General features: G+C 60.7%; 16 protein-coding genes and 1 tRNA gene. 12 read left to right on the top strand and 5 right to left on the bottom strand.

Annotated elements, in window-relative coordinates:
- Positions 1-669 precede the first annotated feature (669 nt).
- Positions 670-1,122, top strand: coding sequence for a DUF2721 domain-containing protein (locus FGS76_RS19355; protein WP_138774271.1), 453 nt, complete (start codon positions 670-672; stop codon positions 1,120-1,122).
- Positions 1,123-1,127: 5 nt separating this feature from the next.
- On the opposite strand, the gene yegS is transcribed toward FGS76_RS19355, so the two are convergent.
- The gene (gene yegS, locus FGS76_RS19350) at positions 1,128-2,027 is read right to left on the bottom strand and encodes a lipid kinase YegS (RefSeq protein WP_138774270.1); all 900 of its coding nucleotides are present in this window, start codon (positions 2,025-2,027) and stop codon (positions 1,128-1,130) included.
- A 217-nt stretch (positions 2,028-2,244) separates the two neighbouring features.
- Here yegS and FGS76_RS19345 point away from each other — a divergent pair, with 217 nt between their 5' ends.
- On the top strand, positions 2,245-2,460 hold the full coding sequence (locus tag FGS76_RS19345; protein WP_138774269.1) for a DUF2061 domain-containing protein: 216 nt from the start codon (positions 2,245-2,247) through the stop codon (positions 2,458-2,460).
- A 75-nt stretch (positions 2,461-2,535) separates the two neighbouring features.
- Positions 2,536-3,222, top strand: a complete 687-nt coding sequence (locus FGS76_RS19340) for a TetR/AcrR family transcriptional regulator (protein WP_138774268.1) — start codon at positions 2,536-2,538, stop codon at positions 3,220-3,222.
- 3 nt (positions 3,223-3,225) lie between these two features.
- Here the strand turns inward: FGS76_RS19340 and FGS76_RS19335 are convergent, their stop codons facing one another.
- The 4 genes from FGS76_RS19335 to FGS76_RS19320 all read right to left on the bottom strand — a co-directional run bounded on the left by FGS76_RS19335 (position 3,226) and on the right by FGS76_RS19320 (position 8,602).
- On the bottom strand, positions 3,226-3,807 hold the full coding sequence (locus FGS76_RS19335; RefSeq protein WP_138774267.1) for a TetR/AcrR family transcriptional regulator: 582 nt from the start codon (positions 3,805-3,807) through the stop codon (positions 3,226-3,228).
- Between the two features lie 4 nt (positions 3,808-3,811).
- A complete protein-coding gene (locus FGS76_RS19330) occupies positions 3,812-6,601 on the bottom strand; it encodes a valine--tRNA ligase (protein WP_138774266.1) in 2,790 nt (929 codons plus the stop codon).
- Positions 6,602-6,705: 104 nt separating this feature from the next.
- Positions 6,706-7,125: a DNA polymerase III subunit chi gene (locus tag FGS76_RS19325; RefSeq protein ID WP_138774265.1), complete on the bottom strand. Its 420-nt coding sequence runs from the start codon at positions 7,123-7,125 to the stop codon at positions 6,706-6,708.
- Between the two features lie 4 nt (positions 7,126-7,129).
- Positions 7,130-8,602, bottom strand: a complete 1,473-nt coding sequence (locus tag FGS76_RS19320; RefSeq protein ID WP_138774264.1) for a leucyl aminopeptidase — start codon at positions 8,600-8,602, stop codon at positions 7,130-7,132.
- 58 nt (positions 8,603-8,660) lie between these two features.
- Here FGS76_RS19320 and lptF point away from each other — a divergent pair, with 58 nt between their 5' ends.
- The 9 genes from lptF to FGS76_RS19275 all read left to right on the top strand — a co-directional run bounded on the left by lptF (position 8,661) and on the right by FGS76_RS19275 (position 17,054).
- Positions 8,661-9,761 carry an LPS export ABC transporter permease LptF gene (gene lptF / locus FGS76_RS19315; protein WP_138774263.1) on the top strand — a complete coding sequence of 367 codons (1,101 nt, stop codon included), beginning with the start codon at positions 8,661-8,663 and terminating at the stop codon, positions 9,759-9,761.
- Positions 9,758-10,819, top strand: a complete 1,062-nt coding sequence (lptG, locus tag FGS76_RS19310) for an LPS export ABC transporter permease LptG (protein ID WP_138774262.1) — start codon at positions 9,758-9,760, stop codon at positions 10,817-10,819. The genes lptF and lptG overlap by 4 nt, the downstream gene beginning before the upstream one ends.
- 82 nt (positions 10,820-10,901) lie before the next feature.
- A tRNA-Leu gene (locus tag FGS76_RS19305) sits at positions 10,902-10,988 on the top strand.
- Positions 10,989-11,383: 395 nt separating this feature from the next.
- Complete coding sequence (locus FGS76_RS19300; RefSeq protein WP_185956922.1) at positions 11,384-12,253, top strand: metal-dependent hydrolase; 870 nt, start codon at positions 11,384-11,386, stop codon at positions 12,251-12,253.
- Positions 12,254-13,270: a BtrH N-terminal domain-containing protein gene (locus FGS76_RS19295; RefSeq protein ID WP_204427021.1), complete on the top strand. Its 1,017-nt coding sequence runs from the start codon at positions 12,254-12,256 to the stop codon at positions 13,268-13,270.
- Between the two features lie 79 nt (positions 13,271-13,349).
- The gene (locus FGS76_RS19290) at positions 13,350-13,811 is read left to right on the top strand and encodes a PaaI family thioesterase (RefSeq protein ID WP_035451349.1); all 462 of its coding nucleotides are present in this window, start codon (positions 13,350-13,352) and stop codon (positions 13,809-13,811) included.
- A gap of 43 nt (positions 13,812-13,854) precedes the next feature.
- A complete protein-coding gene (locus FGS76_RS19285; protein WP_067604878.1) occupies positions 13,855-14,250 on the top strand; it encodes a PaaI family thioesterase in 396 nt (131 codons plus the stop codon).
- Positions 14,251-14,299: 49 nt separating this feature from the next.
- Positions 14,300-15,850: a long-chain-fatty-acid--CoA ligase gene (locus FGS76_RS19280; RefSeq protein WP_138774260.1), complete on the top strand. Its 1,551-nt coding sequence runs from the start codon at positions 14,300-14,302 to the stop codon at positions 15,848-15,850.
- 43 nt (positions 15,851-15,893) lie between these two features.
- Positions 15,894-17,054, top strand: coding sequence for an acyl-CoA dehydrogenase family protein (locus FGS76_RS19275; protein ID WP_089033112.1), 1,161 nt, complete (start codon positions 15,894-15,896; stop codon positions 17,052-17,054).

Below are 17,054 nucleotides of genomic sequence, written 5' to 3'. Positions count from 1 at the left end.
AAGGAGGGCATCCGAGGAGGGAGCCCGTCTGGTGGGCTGGGAATTGTGAAAAAGAGACCCGCGCCACGCCAGTGTCGGGGGTGTTTTGTATTTAGGATTTGATGCCGTCTCCCCCTACAAAGGCCCATGTGACCGCCGATGCACCGAAGGTGCCAGGCGGAGGCGCCGAAGGCGTCGCGAAGCGATGGCGAGCACCGCTCGCCACCTAAAGTAGGTCAGCCCTCCACCCCGTCAGGCATACCGTGCCAACCCATCGCGACTAAAGCGGGATGCCGCCCAGTCGCTCCTACCGCTTTCTTTAAGCGCGTTCGCCCAATCCCCGGCCGAAACCCAATACCAGAACCGTTCCTACAGCGTGCCCCTCAACCCAATCCCAGAAACCCCTCTACCCGAACCCTCCCCCCTCGGGGTCGGACCCCGATAACCCCCTGTTTCCAAAACAATTCCCCCCAAAAACACCCCCTCAAAAGCGGCTTAGCGGCCCTCTATAAAGCCCCCAAAGCACCACTTAACGCCTCCAGAGAACGCGTCTGGGCTAGAAAACCGCCCGGAATCAAGCACTTCCGGTGGCCCGACCCCAGCGGTGTTCACCGGCGTGCTAAGCGACAAACAGAGCGACATGGGCTAGAGTCCTTCAAACCATCGACTAATCCCAAGCTAGAGCCATCCATGACCCTGACCACTCCGGCGCTGTTGTTTCCCGCCATTTCCCTGCTTTTGCTGGCCTACACCAACCGTTTCCTGGTGCTGTCCCAGATCATTCGTAAGTTGGCGGATGAGGAGAAGACGCATCATCACGAGGTGGCGTCCCGTCAGATCGGGCTGTTGCATCGGCGGGTGGTGTTGACCAAGTACATGCAGGTGGCCGGGGTGCTGAGCTTCCTGTTGTGCACGCTGTCCATGTTCGGGTTGTACCTGCACCTGGAGTTGACCGGTGTGGTGTTGTTTGGCGCCAGCCTGATCAGCCTGTCCCTGTCGCTGATTTTCTCCCTGTGGGAGGTGCTGATTTCCACCAATGCGCTGAACGTGCAGGTGGCGGCGTTGGCGGAGAAGAATCCGGGGACGCGGAAGAATCCGGTGGCGGGGGAGAGCGCCCGGCGCGGGGATGCGCCGGGCGACTGAGGCGTTCAGGACAGCAGGGCGCTGTCCTCGGGCAGTGCCAGTTTGAGGGCCTGCGGCAAGACCTCCAGCTCGAAGCGGGTGGCTTCCAGGGGTTCGCCGTCCAGGTTGAGGTGCATGGGTTCCGGCGTGGTGATGGTGAGGCGCTTCAGGCGGGCCCGTTCGAACAGGCCTTCCTTGCCGCCGTTTTCGCCGCTGCTGAACAGGCCGCGCACGCCGGCCAGCAGGTCCATGTTGGAGGGCAGGATGGCCACGTCCATCAGGCCGTCATCAATCAGGGCTTCCGGGCACAGCCGCTGGCCGCCGCCGGCCTGGCGGCTGTTGCCGATGCCGAGGGCGAGAAACTCGCCTTTCCAGTGGAAGTCCGGCCCTTCGAATTGCCCTTCCGCGGCGCGCACCTCGGCGAACCGGGTCAGCCCGGTGAGCAGGTAGGCGGCGCCGCCCAGCATTTCCTTCAGATCCTCGGAGGTTTCGGTGGTCACCTCGGTGCCAAACCCGCCGGTGGCCATGTTCAGGAAATAGCTGTCGTTCACCCGGATCACGTCCACCGGCGCGGCGGGGTGGTCCAGCAAGGCCAGGGCGTCCGCCGGTTGCTGGGGGACGCCGGCGGCGGTGGCCAGGTCGTTGGCGGTGCCCAGGGGAATCACCGCCAGGGTCAGGTCATCCTCGCCGGAGGCCATCAGCGCCTGGGTGATATCACGCACGGAGCCGTCGCCGCCGGCGGCGATCACGGTGCGGTAGCCCAGATCCAGGGCCTCGCGGACATAGCGTTCAGCGTCGCCGCCTTCCCAGGTGACGCGCACGGCCAGGTCCCAGCCGTCGTCCCGGCGGGCCATCACCGCCTCGCGCACGTCTCCGTTGGCGGCCTGTTTGCCGTGCAGAATAAGAAGGGCTTTCCGGTCGTCCATAGGGGGGTCCTTATCCATTCATGGCGGGGCGCCCGCCGGTACCGGCTCAGAGTAAGCCGATGGGAGACGCCGCGCACCTCCGGCCCCGGAGCTTTACAACAATTAACGGCCTTCGATAGAGCAGTGCTATTAAGAAAATAGTAATGGCCGGCTATTCACTATCGGTGAGAATGGATATCATTTGCTTGTATCGGTGGCGCAGCGAAGGAGGTGCCCGGTGATCAAGACAATGAGTTTCGGCGTAATGCACATCAGTGTGGCCTTTCTGGTGGTCTGGGCGATGACCGGCGACTGGCGCATCGGCGGCGCCACCGCGTTGGTGGAACCGTGCGTGAATACCGTGGGCTACCACTTCCACGAGAAGGTCTGGAAGCGCCTGAGAAGCCGCAAAGCAGGGCCGGGCGGCTCCGACGGCGGTGCCGTGGCGGCTTAATAAACTCCTTGTTTACGGCTTGGGCGGGCTTGGTTAAGCTAGCGGCCGGGTAAACAAAAACAGGGGATAAGTCACGTGCAACGCGGACCCGACGATCTCGACGCCATACGCCAGGTGGTGAACCAGGTTCTGGAAGCCCATGCCGAGCAAGAGGGTGGCCAGCGCTCCCAGGCCCGCGCGGAGATCCTGATTCATTCGATGCACGTGTTCGCCCAGCGGGGGCTGGACCGGACCACGGTTCAGCATCTGCTGGACGCCGCCAAGGTGTCACGTCGTACCTTCTATAAGTATTTCCGCAACAAGATGGATGTGCTGGAGCACATCTACCGCATCTTCATCGACAACATGCTGCTGCATTTCCACCAGGAGATGCGCCAGGCTCGCTCCGTGCGCGCCATCATCCACAACACCACCAAGGTGTATTTCGACTATCACCTGAGCATGGGGCCGGTCATCAACCTGATGATGGAAGAGGCCCGCTCATCCGGTTCGGCCCTGGCCCCCCACCGGGAGCGCGCCCAGCGCATCGCCGCCCAGGTGGTCACCGCCGAGGTCGGCCGGCTTACCGGCCGCGAGCTGGACCCGCTGGTGCTGCGCACCATGCTGTGGATTCTCGAGAATTATTCACTGTATATCTTCGAGAACGGGGAGTTTTCCGCCCAGCGGTTGGAGGAATGCCAGCGGGTGATGATCGGCATCGCCGAAGCGGTGGTGTTGGGCGGCGAGGCATCGCCGGAGTTGCTGGAGTTGAAGAAGGGCTGAGGATCAGGGGCTGTCGCGCAGGCCCCGAATCAGCACGCGCATGTAGGTGACCGCCTGGCGCTCCGGCTCGCCTTCCCCGGTGAGCACCCAGGTGTAGGTGGTGCCCACCAGCAGATTGACCATCATCAGCAGGGTGTCGCGGGTCGGCAACGCGGTGAAGTAACCGTCCCGGCGCAACTCCTCGAAGAACGCCTCCGCCACCGGCAGATTATCGTCCATCAGTTGCAGATAGCGTTGCTGGATGGGGCCGAGGAACTCGCCGGCCTCCTGGATCAGCAGCCGCGAGAAATCCCGTTCCCGCTCAAGAAAACGGGCCACCGCGCGGCACAGGTTTTCCAGGCGCTGCAACGGCGGCGCCCCGGAGAGCAGTTCACGCAGGACCAGATCGCGGATCGCGGTGAGATTTTCCTCCACCACCGTCAGCAGCAGCGCGTCCTTGGAGGGAAAGAACTGGTAGATGGTCGCCTTGCCCACGCCGGCGTCGCCGGCGATGGCCTTCACCTCCGCCTGGCGGAACCCTTCCCGGGCGAAGCGGTTCCGGGCGGCGATCAGAATGCGCGCGCGGCGCGGGTCGTCGGCGTCCATCGGTTCAGAGATACTTGATCTTCTCCAGTTGCTCTTCCAGGCGCGCCTGCTGGGAGCGGTAATCGTCGAGCTTCTCCCGTTCCTTGGCGACCACCGCGTCCGGGGCCTTGTCCACGAAGTTGGGGTTACGCAGCTTGGCGTCACCGCGGGCCACTTCCTTGCGCAGCTTATCGATTTCCTTGCCGAGGCGTTCGATCTCGGCGTTCTTGTCGATCAGCCCGGCCATCGGCACCAGGATTTCCATATCGCCCACCAGGCCGGTGGCCGATGCCGGCGCCGAGTCTTCCGGGCTCAGCCAGGTGATCGACTCCAGCCGGGCCAGCCGGCACAAGAAGTTGTGATTGGCATCCAGGCGCGCCCGGTCGCTGTCCTTGCCATTGTGCAGGAACACTTCCAGGGCCTTGCCCGGGGGAATACGCATTTCGCCGCGAATATTGCGGATCGCCGTGATCACCGCCTTGATCCACTCGATGTCCTGCTCGGCCTGTTGATCCAGGCGGGCGTCATCGGCGGCCGGGTAGGGCTGGCGCATGATGGTGGCGCTGGCGGCGTCTCCCTCCACCGGGCCGGTGCCGGCCAGCGGAGCCACTTTCTGCCAGATTTCCTCGGTGATATACGGCATGAACGGGTGCGCCAGGCGCAGGATCGCTTCCAGCACGCGCACCAGGGTACGTCGGGTGCCCCGTTTTTCCGCTTCGCTGTAGTCGTCGCCGTAGAGCACCGGTTTGGAGAGTTCCAGGTACCAGTCGCAGTACTCGTTCCAGATAAATTCGTAGGCGGCCTGGGAGGCCACGTCAAAGCGGAACTGATCCAGCGCCTCGCTCACTTCCCGCTCGGCGCGCTGCAGCGCGCTGATGATCCAGCGATCCGCCAGCGACAGGGTGACCTCGCCACCGTCCGGGTTGAGACCGCAGTCCTGACCCTCGGTGTTCATCAGCACATAGCGGGCGGCGTTCCAGATCTTGTTGCAGAAGTTGCGGTAGCCCTCGATGCGGCCCATGTCCCACTTGATGTCGCGGCCGGTGGACGCCAGCGACAGGAAAGTGAAGCGCAGCGCGTCGGTGCCGTAGGCGTTGATGCCCTCCGGGAATTCCTTGCGCGTGCGTTTGGCGATCTGCTTTTCCTTCTGCGGCTGCATCAGCCCGCGGGTACGCTTGTCCACCAGGCTGTCCAGCTCGATGCCGTCGATCAGATCCAGCGGGTCGAGCACGTTGCCCTTGGACTTGGACATCTTCTGGCCTTCCGCGTCGCGCACCAGGCCGTGCACATAGACGGTCTTGAACGGCACCTCATCCATGAACTTCAGGGTCATCATGATCATGCGCGCGACCCAGAAGAAAATGATGTCGAAGCCGGTGACCAGCACATTGGTGGGGTGGAAGGTCTTCAGTTCCTCGGTCTGGTCCGGCCAGCCCAGGGTGGAGAAGGTCCACAGCGCGGAGCTGAACCAGGTGTCCAGCACATCCTCGTCCTGACTCAGCGGGCGGTCGCCAAGGTTATGCTCGGCGCGTACTTCCGCCTCGTCCCGGCCCACGTAGATGTTGCCGTCCTCGTCGTACCAGGCGGGGATACGGTGCCCCCACCACAGTTGCCGGGAGATGCACCAGTCTTCCAGATCGCGCATCCAGGAGAAGTACATGTTCTCGTAGCTCTTCGGCACGAACTGGATGGAGCCGTTCTCCACCGCCTCCATGGCGGGCTTGGCCAGGCTCTCCACGGCCACGAACCACTGGTCGGTCAGGTAGGGCTCGATGACCTCGCCGGAACGGTCGCCACGGGGCACCTGCAGAGTGTGATCGGCCACCTTCTCCAGCAGGCCCAGGGCGTCCAGGTCATCGACCACCTTCTTGCGGGCGTCGAAGCGGTCCAGGCCGCGATAGGCCTCCGGCACTTCGTCGTTGAGCCGGGCGTCGTCGGTGAGGATGTTGATCATTGGCAGGTCGTGCCGCTTGCCCATCTCGTAGTCGTTGAAGTCATGGGCCGGGGTGATCTTCACGCAGCCGGAGCCGAAGTCCGGGTCCACGTAGTCGTCGGCGATGATGGGGATCTCGCGGTCAGCCAGGGGCAGGCGGATATGTTTGCCCACCATGTCCTTGTAGCGCGGATCTTCCGGGTGCACCGCCACGGCGGTATCGCCGAGCATGGTTTCCGGGCGGGTGGTGGCCACCACCAGATGGCCGGAGCCGTCCGCCAGAGGGTAGCGGAAGTGCCACAGGTGGCCCTGCTCCTCCCGGTTTTCCACCTCCAGATCGGAGATCGCCGTGTGCAGCGCCGGGTCCCAGTTGACCAGACGCTTGCCGCGATAGATCAGACCTTCCTGGTGCAGGCGCACGAACACCTCGCGCACCGCCCGGGACAGGTTCTCGTCCATGGTGAAGCGCTCGCGGCTCCAGTCCACGCTGGCGCCCATGCGGCGCAGCTGGCGGGTGATGGTGCCGCCGGACTCGGCCTTCCATTCCCAGACTTTCTCCAGGAATTGCTCGCGGCCCAGCTCGTGGCGGGTGGTGCCTTGGGCGGCCAGGCGGCGCTCCACCACCATCTGGGTGGCGATGCCAGCGTGGTCGGTGCCCACCTGCCACAGGGTATTGCGGCCCTGCATGCGCCGGTAGCGCACCAGGGTGTCCATGATGGTGTCCTGGAAGGCGTGGCCCATATGCAGGCTGCCGGTCACGTTGGGCGGCGGAATCACGATGGTGAACGGGTCGCCCTCGCCGGACGGGCGGAAATGCCCAGCCTCTTCCCAGGTCTCGTACCAGGCCTGCTCAATGCGCTCGGGTTGGTAGGTTTTATCCATGATATCCGCTGTCTTCACCGTCAAAAAACGAAGGGCGAATTATAGCGGACAGGGCGGCCCCCGTCGCCCACCGTGGCGAGGGCGGCGGCGGCCGGTTTCCGGTGTCAGAGCCGGTGGCTCTGAATATCGAAGCCGCGTTCGCGGTAGAAGCGGAAGCGCGCTCGGCCGGCCTCGCGCAGATCCGGGTCGCCGGTGATCATTTCCGCCACCCGCTCGAAGCGAGTAGCGAAATCCGGCACCGTGGCGGCCAGATTGATCATCACGTCGTGATGGCCCTCCGGGTCGTCGCCATGGCCCACCAGCACCGGCGACGCCGCTTCCGGCCCGGCCGGTTCGTGGGGCAGGAAGCCGGTAGCGGGGTGCCGCCAGAAGGCCTCGTCCACCCCCCGGGCCTGGGCGGCATCACCGCAATGCACATAGATGCGCCGGCCCTGGCGCCAGGCCTTTTCGGCGATGCGCCAGGCCAGCGCGGTCTGCACGCCGTCGCCGGCCTTGTCGGTGATGTAGAACAGGATCTCGGTCAACGCCTCAACCCTTGCCCGCCAGGTTCATCAGGTAGCGGGTCAGCATGGGCACCGGCCGGCCGGTGCCGCCTTTCTGCTTGCCGCCACTTACCCAGGCGGTGCCGGCGATGTCCAGATGGGCCCATTTCACATCCCGGGCGAAACGGTGCAGGAAGCAGGCGGCGGTGATCGAGCCGGCCTTGGGGCCGCCGATGTTCTGCATGTCCGCGAAGGGGCTGTCCAGCTGGCTTTGGTAATCCTCCCACAGAGGCATCGGCCAGCCCCGGTCGCCGGTGTCCTGGCCGGCGGCCAGCAGCGCCTGGCTGAGATCGTCGTCGTTGCTGTACACCGCCTGGGCATGGGCGCCCAGGGCCACCACGCAGGCGCCGGTCAGGGTGGCGATGTCGATCACCGTGTGCGGCTTGTGCTTCTGCTGCACATAGGTGAGGGCATCGCACAGTACCAGGCGGCCTTCGGCGTCGGTGTTGAGGATCTCCACGGTCTGGCCGGACAGGGTTTTGACGATGTCGCCGGGCCGGGTGGCCTCGCCGTCGGGCATGTTCTCTGCGGCGGCCACCACCGCCACCAGGTGAATCGGCAGGCCCAGCTCGCACACCGTTTTGACGCTGCCGAACACGCTGGCGGCGCCGCCCATGTCGTACTTCATTTCGTCCATGGTGGCGCCGGGCTTCAGCGAGATGCCGCCGGTATCAAAGGTGATGCCCTTGCCCACCAGGGACACCGGCTTGCCGGTGGCGCCCTTGTAGTCCATGACGATCAGGCAGCCCTTGCGGGCGCTGCCCCGGGCCACCGCGCAGAACGCGCCCATGCCCATTTTTTCCGCCTGGGCGTAGCTGATCACCTTCACCGACAGCTTGTCGTATTGCTTGCCCAGCTCGCGGGCGCGCTGGGCCAGGTAGTCCGGGTGGCAGTCGTTGGGCGCCATATTGCCCAGGTCCCGGGCCAGGGCGGTGCCCTCGGCCACCGCCTTGCCGGTGGCGGCGGCCTTTTTCAAGCCGTTGTCGCGCTCGGCCAGCCAGAACGTCCATTTTTGCAGCTTGGAGGCCTTGGGCGGCTTGCTGCGGTACAGGTCGAAGCGATAGGCGGCTTCTTCGGCCACCCGGGTTCCTTCACGGACCTGCCAGTCGTTATCCTTGTCCACGTCCAGGCCGCCCAGCATCCAGGCGGCATGTTTCACCGGGCCGCTCCGCAGGGCGCGGCTGGCTTGCTGAATCAGTTTGAGAAAGCCCCGGCCATCCAGGGCCTTGTCGCCGGCCCCCACCAGCAGCAGGCGGGCGGCGCCCAGGCCGGCGGGTTGGTGCAGCCATGCCATCTGCCCCTTGTCGCCGGAAAAATCACCGGCTTTCATGAACGCCTGGACCGCTTTGCGGGTCTCATCGGGCAGGCTTTCCGGCAGGGCCGTTTTGCCGCCTAAGGGTAAAATCAGGCAATCCACTTTCAAATTCGGCAGGGCCGAATGACTGATGGCGTACTCCATGCTCTCTCCTGAGTTACAATGCCGCACTCAATTCAGTGCAGGATAGGCGGGGCCAACGTTGATATTACACCGCTATATCAATCGTCAGATTTTCATGACCACGGTGATGGTCACCTTCATTTTGGTGATGGTGCTGGTCAGTGGCCGCTTTATCAAGTACCTGGCGGAGGCCGCCGCGGGCCAGATCGCCGCCGATGCTCTGTTCATGGTGATGGCATTCCGGCTGCCCGAGTTCCTGCAGATGATTCTGCCGTTGAGCCTGTACATCGCCATTCTGCTGGTGCTCGGGCGCATGCACATGGACAACGAAATGGTGGTGCTGCGCGCCGGCGGCCAGGGCGACGGGCGGGTGGCGCGCTCAATCATCATGCCGGTGCTGGTGGCCATGGGGGTGATCGCGCTGTTCTCTCTGTATGTTACGCCCAACGGCGACGCCGAGGTGAACCGCATCTTCGAGGAGCAGAAGGACCGCTCGGCACTGGAGTTGCTGACCCCCGGGCGTTTCCACGTGAAGGGCGACGGCGATGCCCAGCGGGCCACCTACGCCGAGAGCCTGAACCGCGAGGAGGGCTACCTGGAGAATGTGTTCGTCGCCGACGCCAGCTTCGACGATCAGGAGGCCGGCCGCCTGCTCACGGTCTGGGCGAGCAGTGGCCGCCTGGAACAGCAGGACGGCGTCAGCTATCTGCTGCTCAAGGACGGCTACCAATATCAGGGTAAGCCCGGCGAGGCGGACTACCGGGAGGTGGCTTTCCAGGAGGCGCGGGTGCGCATCGGCGAGGAGCGCTCCAGCAGCCGCCCGCCCAAGGTGCGCGGGCGCACCACCGCGGAATTGCTGGACGAAGGCACCAACCAGGCCTGGGCCGAGTTGCAATGGCGTCTTTCCCTGGTGCTGACCGTGCCGATCATGTGTCTGGCGGCGATTCCCCTGGCCCGGGTCAACCCCCGCCAGGGCCGTTTCCTGCGCATGATTCCCGCGGTGCTTGGCTACATGCTGTACGTGGGCATGCTGCTGACCATGCGCAGCTGGATCGCGGATGTGCCCGGCAGTGACCGGCCCTGGTTCTATTCCATGCTGTGGATTCACCTGATCGCGCTGATGGCGGTGTTCATGCTGTATTTCGGCGGACGACTGTTCTCGCGGAGGGCGCGCTCATGAAATTGCTCAACCGGTATTTCTGGCGCGCGGTGCTGATTCCGTCGGTGGCCATCGTCGCCATCATCGTGGCGCTGGACTGTCTGTTTGGCTTTATTTATGAGCTGGAGTTTCTGCGCGGCGACTACCAGATTCTGCAGGCCCTGCAGTTCATCCTCACCACGGTGCCCCGGCGGGTGCACGAATACCTGCCCATGGCGATTCTGCTCGGCACCCTGATCGGCCTCGGGCTGATGGCCAACAATGGCGAGTTGTCGGTGATCCGCGCCGCCGGCATCTCCACCCTGCGGGTCAGTGTCATGGTGCTGCGCCCGGTGATCTTCCTGATGGTGATCTCGCTGCTGATCGGTGAATACCTGGCGCCTTACTCGGAGCAGGTGGCGCAGAGCAACCGCTCCCTGCAGGAAGGCGGCGGCGAGGCGCTACGCTCGGACTACGGCTTCTGGCATCGGGAAGGCGATGAGTTCATCCACATCAATACGGTGCAGCCCAACGGCGTGCTTTACGGCCTGACCCGATACCGCTTCACCGACAACCACACCCTGGCGGAAAGCCAGTTCGTGGAGCGCGCCATCTATCAGGACGACCATTGGTCGCTGGAGCATATCCAGGGCACCCGCTTCACCGACGGTGGCACCGACACCTACACCGAACGGGGCGGCGAATGGCGCACCAGCCTGACCCCGCAACTGCTCAGCGTGGTGGTGCTGGAGCCGGGCCGGCTGGCGATGAGCAAACTGTGGAGTTACTCCGCCTACCTCAAGAAGCAGGGCCTGGAGACCGCCGACTATATGCTGGCCTTCTGGCAGAAGCTGCTGATGCCGGCGGCCACCATCGGCATGGTGCTGATCGCCATTTCCTTCGTGTTCGGCCCGTTGCGGGAAGTGACCATGGGGTTGCGCATGGCGGCGGGCATCGTCGCCGGTCTCACCTTCCATTACGGGCAGCAGTTCTTCGGCCATTTGTCGCTGGTGTTCCACACCGATCCGCTGATCGCCGCGGCGCTGCCGCCGGCGCTGTGCGTGATTGTCGGTATCTGGTTGTTGGCCCGGGTCCGCTGAGCAGCCGGATCGGCTGGCATTGTGGCCGCAGCTTGGTATACTCGCGCCCCTGGAGAACCCGCGCGGGCGGGTCTCCGCCAAAGCCAGAGTGGTGGAATTGGTAGACACGACGGATTCAAAATCCGTTGCCCGCGAGGGCGTGCCGGTTCAAGTCCGGCCTCTGGTACCAAACATTATGTCGGGAATGGACTTCCGACGCAGCGTCGTCACTGGGATTTCCCTTTCTGGATTCGTTAGGACGCCCGTTCAACTTGCTCCTTCGACTAGCCAGTTGGGGCTGCTGCAAACATCCCCCTCTTCATCTGGTTGCAAGCCGGGCAGCCCTAATCGGTGGTTGCCCTCTCTCTTCCCTTGAACCGCACGACTACCTTGTCAAACGAAGAATCTGATTCCGCGGAGGTTTCGGCGCCCCACCGTGTGCGCTGCTGCTTCAAACGGCAGTGTCCTGTCACGGCAAAAGATAAATTAGCTTTAAGAAAAAGTTCTTATTGAGTTTTGGTTGGTTAACCAATAGCATCTTTGTAAACGTATACTTCATGCTGTAGTTCTCTAGAGGAGGTTCTGATGAGTGCAATCTCAATTCAGCCCCGTAAAGTAGATTTTGATGTGTCCTCTGTGCCGCGCCACTGGAATGGCGGTGATCCTGTGGTAACCCGTTTTTTTGACGCCTTGTCGGTGCATTTTCCCGAGGGTGAGCGGTTTTTTATCCAGTCGGTGCGCCATTTCCAGGATCAGGTGACGGACCAGCGCTTGCGTGAAGATATCCGCCATTTCATTCGTCAGGAGGGCCAGCACGGTATCGTCCATGATCGTTTCAATGACGTGATGGAGGCGCAGGGAATCGATGTCGATCAGATTACCCGCAACCTGCGTCGTTTTATTCGTACGACACAGAAATACATGCCGGAAAAGTATCAACTGGCGATGACCGCGGCTTTCGAGCATTTTACCGCCACTCTGGGCGAGGCGATGCTCAAGGATGAAACGGATATGTTCCGAGATGCGGATCCGGTAATGCGGGCGATGTTTCTCTGGCATGGTGTGGAAGAGGTTGAGCACAAGGCAGTGGCGTACGATGTATACCGAACCGCGGCAGGCGGAGGTTATTTGACTCGCGCTTCGGCCCTGGTGGTTGCCATGCTGATGGTGCACCTGGTCGTCGGACCGGTGTTCGTGAATATGTTGCGTCTTGACGGTGCGATGCGACGGCCGACGGTAGTGCTGCGTGGTCTAAACCGGCTCTACGGTCGTCGCGGTATTCTGACCCGCATGTTGCCCGAGTTTGTTGCGTGGTTCCGTCCGGGATTCCACCCCTGGGAAACGGGCATGCCGGAGAAAGTCGCGGCATGGTTGAAGGAGTACGGAGAGCATGGTGATCCGATGCGGGCATCGGCCGCCGTATATGAAACCGAGCCGGTGAGCGAGGCCGCCTGAATGGTCGGCGGAGAAGTGTCTGAAACGGCTGTAAGGCCAAAGATCGGGGCGCGTCACTGCCACAGGCCGGGCAGGCACTGTGGCAGTTCGGCCATCCGGGACTTGCTTGAGTTCCACGGCTTGGTGATGAGCGAGGCTTGCTGTTTTGGTCTTGGGGCCGGACTCGGCATTACCTATGTGGAGACTGCAGCCTCCAATACCCCTTTCATCGTGCATGTGCGTTCAATGGAATTCGAGGAAAAGGTATTCAATACTTTGGATGTTCCCTTTTCCTGGCGCAGCTATCGCGATCAACGGTCCGCCAATACGGATCTCAAACGGGTGCTGAATGAAAATCGACCCGCACTGTTGTTAACTGACATTTTCCATTTGCCCTACTTCCAAAGCAGCACACATTTTGCAGGGCACGCCATCGTGGCATGGTTATATGACGAGGAGCGGGACGAGGTGTTGGTCAGTGATACCGAACGCCCGGGATTGATCGCGGTATCTACGGCTGATTTGGCCGACGCACGCTTCTCCACTGCGCCCCCTTTCATTCATAACGGAAACCTGTTTGCCCCCGAAGCTATCAAAGCCAGCGTAACTCCGGAACGTATTCGGAGGGCTATCTTTGACAATGCCTATGCTCTGGCGAACGGCGATCGTTTTAGCGGTCTCGCGGCGCTGGATACTTGGATTGACCGGCTGTCACATTGGGCGGCTGACGAAAACTGGCGCTGGTCGTTGCGTTTTGCTTACCAGGTGATCGAAAAGCGCGGTACTGGGGGAGCCGGATTTCGTACCCTGTACGCCGATTTTTTGGAAGAGGCCAGTGCACGGCTTACCGTGGTGAGAGATGCGAAGTTAGTGGAGCTCATGCGAGGCGCGGCAGCGGCTTGGTCCGGCTTGGCGGCTGTTTTGAAAATGGCTTCCGAGGCAACGACATTTCCTTCCGGCGATATCGAGTTGGCTATTAATCGGGTTAAATCACACGAGTCGCGTTATGTGAAGTGTGTACTAGATGCTCTGGGCTGATTAGATAAAAGCGACCGGACCCGGAGCGATACACTGGCTCTTGGGTGAGCCAGGCCAATGGAAAGGGGGAAGCGATTCGATGTCAGATCGTTATTTAACCATGGCCAAGACCTTCTTTGGCACATCCCATCCCTTGTTCAACGCCTTCGGCGTGGAAGTGGAGGAAGTTGGCAAAGGGCGTGCCGCCATGAGCCTCTCCTGCCGTCCAGCGCTTTGCGATCGACACGGGGGGCTTCACCGAGGAGTTGTTGTCACGCTATTGGATACCAATTGCGGGTTGGCAATATTTTCCCGACTTGGTGACATGCGTCCGATTGCGACCATCGATCTGCGTGTGGATTTCATTCGCCCCGTACCCGCGGGGGAGGGAATCTACAGCGAGGTGGAGTGTTACGCGGTACGAGGTGATATCGCCTATGTGCGCGGACAAGGTTGCGCTTATTCCGATCATAACTTGCTGGCAACGGTATTCGGTTCGTTTGCCGTCGGTACTCTCGGGCCTGCATTCGATTCAGCCATGAAAGGGGAGGGGAAAGTATGAAAGAGCGATCGCTTTTGAATCGCCAGATGACGGGTTGGCCGACATGGCTCTGAATAAAGCGCAAAAAGAAATGCTTGAAAATACTCCATTTGTGGAGTTTCTAGGTCTTGAGGCGCTGACCTCTGATGAGGGGTTCTCTTGCCGGTTGTGCTTTCGAGAACAGCATATCGGTAACCCTCTGTTGCGTACCTTTCATGGCGGAATCCTCGCCAGTTTTGCCGAAATAACGGCAGCTCTCTATTTGATGGAATCGCTTAATCTAGTCGAAGAGCCGTTATGCAGTAGTATGACCTTTGATTATTTACGGCCCGCGTTTGCGGGCACAATTCGTGCCGAGCCTTGTATTGTCCGTGCAGGAAGACGTTTCGTAGTCGTTTCCGTCGACGTTTATCTGGATAAAACGCTTGTGTCAATCGGGCGCTTTATCTATAGCCGCTAAGTATTTTCAACTGGGGGCTGATGCTTTTTGAACCACCTGGGAAAATACCATGATCATATCGCAAACATTACGTCGTGCGGTCCAGCAAAATCCTGACGGCATCGCCACGATTTACAAAGATAGAAAGCGGTCATGGCGCGCTTTTGAGAATCGTGTTGCGCGCCTGGCCGCGGGCCTTCGCGCCTTGGGAGCGGAAAGAGGGAATCGCGTCGCGATCTTGTCACTCAATAGCGACCGCTACCTAGAATATTTTTACGCCGTGCCATGGGCCGGCGGGGCTCTTAATCCCGTCAATATCCGCCTGGCACCGCCGGAGATCGCGTACAGTCTGAACGATTCCGCATCGTCCATCCTGTTTGTCGATGATGCATTCAGCGACATGCTGTCAAAACTGCGGCCGCTGCTTGAGACCGTTCAACATGTGGTTTTCATGGGCGACGGTAGTTTACCGGACGGTTGTGTCGACTATGAGTCGCTTATCGCTGAATCCGATCCGATGCGGGATATCAGCGAAGGAGGGAGCGAGCTTGCCGGACTGTTCTATACCGGGGGGACCACCGGGCGGTCGAAAGGCGTGATGCTGAGCCATGACAACCTTGTCTTCAATGCGCTTAATGTGGTGCCGGAAATGGATTATGGGTCCGGCACGATCTACATGCATGCGGCTCCGATGTTTCATTTGGCCGATATGGCAAGCACTTTTGCCGTGACGCTAGCTGGTGGCACGCACGGCATCGTACCTCGTTTCGACATAGACGATGTGCTCTCTTTTATTGAGCGTGAAAGAGTTACACATGCCTTACTCGTGCCAACGATGATCAATCTGCTGGTGTCCTCCGGAAGAATAAAGGAATTCGACGTAAGTAGCGTCAAGCGCATGCTCTACGGAGCGTCGGCCATGCCTGAGTCAGTATTGATCAGCGCCATGAAGCAGATGCCGGACGCTCTGTTCGCTCAAGGGTATGGACAGACGGAGGCGTCACCCATCATCACCGCCTTGCCACCCGATTTCCATGTCCCTGGAGGCGACAAACTTCGAAGCGCGGGCAGAGCCGCGCTGGGAGTCGAGGTTGCCATTTTTGACAAGGATGATACCGAGCGGCCGAGATGCGAAGTTGGCGAGATCTGCGCCAGAGGTCCGAACGTCATGCTGGGTTATTGGGGAATGGAGGAAGCCTCCGCTGAGGCCCTGCGTAACGGCTGGTTGCATACCGGCGATCTCGGTTATATGGATGAAGACGGGTTTGTCTTCATCGTCGATCGCGTCAAGGACATGATCATCAGTGGTGGGGAGAATATATTCTCGGTCGAAGTTGAGAGTGCTATCTATAGTCATCCCGCGGTACAGGAATGCGCGGTGGTGGGGATTCCCCACGATGAATGGGTTGAAACGGTGCATGCAATCGTCGTGCCTCGCCAAGGCCATGTGCTCACGGAAGACGAGCTGTTGAGTCATTGCCGGGAGTTGATTGCCGGTTACAAACTTCCACGTAGTATCGAGTTCCGTAGTGAACCATTGCCGATAAGTGGCGCCGGCAAGATTCTCAAGAATGAGCTGCGTGCACCCTACTGGGAGCGGATGGGCCGATCGGTTACCTGATTTATCATTCTTGTCAAAACCACTTGCTTGGATGAGGAAAATTATGAACTTGCAATTTACGCAGGAAGAGCAGGAGTTTCAAAAGACGATACGCGCATGGATGCGGGAAAATATTCCTGAAGAGATTAGTCGTATTTCCGCGCTTGGCGAAATGCCGGAAAAATCGCAGCAACAGCAATGGGAGAAACGGCTCGGTAAACAGGGTTGGCTGGCGGTAACTTGGCCTGAACAATACGGAGGTCCGGGATGGACCGCGACACAGCGTTATCTTTTTGATCTTGAGAGGGCCATGGCTGGGGCGCCTCCGGTAAGTCCCTTCGGTGTCGCCATGGTAGGCCCTGTGATCTACACGTTCGGATCCGCGGAACAAAAAGAGCGATGGCTGCCCGGGATAGCCAGCGGCGAGACGCTTTGGTGCCAGGGTTATTCCGAGCCCAATGCCGGATCGGACCTCGCATCCCTTAAAACCCGCGCCGAGCGCAAACGGGACCATTACCTGGTCAATGGCCAGAAGATTTGGACCACCCAAGCGCATTGGGCGGACATGATGTTCTGTCTTGTCAGAACCGACCCCGATGCCAAGAAGCAACAGGGCATCTCTTTCCTGCTAATAGATATGAACACGCCGGGTATCGAGGTTCGTCCCATTTATACCATTGATGGGCACCATCACCTCAACGAAGTGTATTTCACCGATGTCAAGGTGCCGCTGGACAATCTGGTGGGGAAGGAGGGTATGGGGTGGACGATCGCCAAGTTTTTGTTAACGCATGAGCGCACAACGATCGCCGGCGTTGCCGACAGTCACTATGCATTGGCGCGCATGAAGATGGCTATTGACGAAGCTCCGTATTACATCGATAAGCAACAGGCGCGACGACGTGTGGCCGAGCTGGAAGTCGAACTGATGGCGTTGGAGTACACCAACTTTAGGACCGTTGCCGCGACAGACGAGGGCCGACCTTTTGGACCGGAGTCTTCCGGTCTCAAGATCAAGGGTACCGAGCTACAGCAGAAAATGTCCCAAGCGATGGTCGAGATGGGCGGGTTGATGTCGCTTGTCTGGGATAGTTCATCAGCGGTGGGTAATGAAAGCTTTAATCATTCCCCTCGTCGGTACAATTTTCTTCGTGCCTGCACGATTTATGGCGGATCGAACGAGATTCAGAAGAACGTGCTTGCCAAGATGCTGTTAGGTTTATGA

It is taken from the genome of Alloalcanivorax gelatiniphagus (genome assembly GCF_005938655.1).
In the GTDB taxonomy this organism is placed as follows: domain Bacteria; phylum Pseudomonadota; class Gammaproteobacteria; order Pseudomonadales; family Alcanivoracaceae; genus Alloalcanivorax; species Alloalcanivorax gelatiniphagus.
The sequence above is the reverse complement of the archived record's forward strand: the minus strand, read 5'-3'. Positions and strand labels throughout refer to the sequence as shown.

Bases quoted from the DNA above. Each gene is read 5' to 3' on its own strand.
- FGS76_RS19335 (WP_138774267.1), bottom strand. From the start codon at position 3,807: ATGGACGCCGACGACCCGCGCCGCGCGCGCATTCTGATCGCCGCCCGG.
- yegS (WP_138774270.1), bottom strand. From the start codon at position 2,027: ATGGACGACCGGAAAGCCCTTCTTATTCTGCACGGCAAACAGGCCGCC.
- lptG (WP_138774262.1), top strand. From the start codon at position 9,758: ATGAAATTGCTCAACCGGTATTTCTGGCGCGCGGTGCTGATTCCGTCG.
- FGS76_RS19285 (WP_067604878.1), top strand. From the start codon at position 13,855: ATGGCTCTGAATAAAGCGCAAAAAGAAATGCTTGAAAATACTCCATTT.
- FGS76_RS19320 (WP_138774264.1), bottom strand. From the start codon at position 8,602: ATGGAGTACGCCATCAGTCATTCGGCCCTGCCGAATTTGAAAGTGGAT.
- FGS76_RS19275 (WP_089033112.1), top strand. From the start codon at position 15,894: ATGAACTTGCAATTTACGCAGGAAGAGCAGGAGTTTCAAAAGACGATA.
- FGS76_RS19300 (WP_185956922.1), top strand. From the start codon at position 11,384: ATGAGTGCAATCTCAATTCAGCCCCGTAAAGTAGATTTTGATGTGTCC.
- FGS76_RS19295 (WP_204427021.1), top strand. From the start codon at position 12,254: ATGGTCGGCGGAGAAGTGTCTGAAACGGCTGTAAGGCCAAAGATCGGG.
- FGS76_RS19330 (WP_138774266.1), bottom strand. From the start codon at position 6,601: ATGGATAAAACCTACCAACCCGAGCGCATTGAGCAGGCCTGGTACGAG.
- FGS76_RS19355 (WP_138774271.1), top strand. From the start codon at position 670: ATGACCCTGACCACTCCGGCGCTGTTGTTTCCCGCCATTTCCCTGCTT.
- FGS76_RS19290 (WP_035451349.1), top strand. From the start codon at position 13,350: ATGTCAGATCGTTATTTAACCATGGCCAAGACCTTCTTTGGCACATCC.
- FGS76_RS19280 (WP_138774260.1), top strand. From the start codon at position 14,300: ATGATCATATCGCAAACATTACGTCGTGCGGTCCAGCAAAATCCTGAC.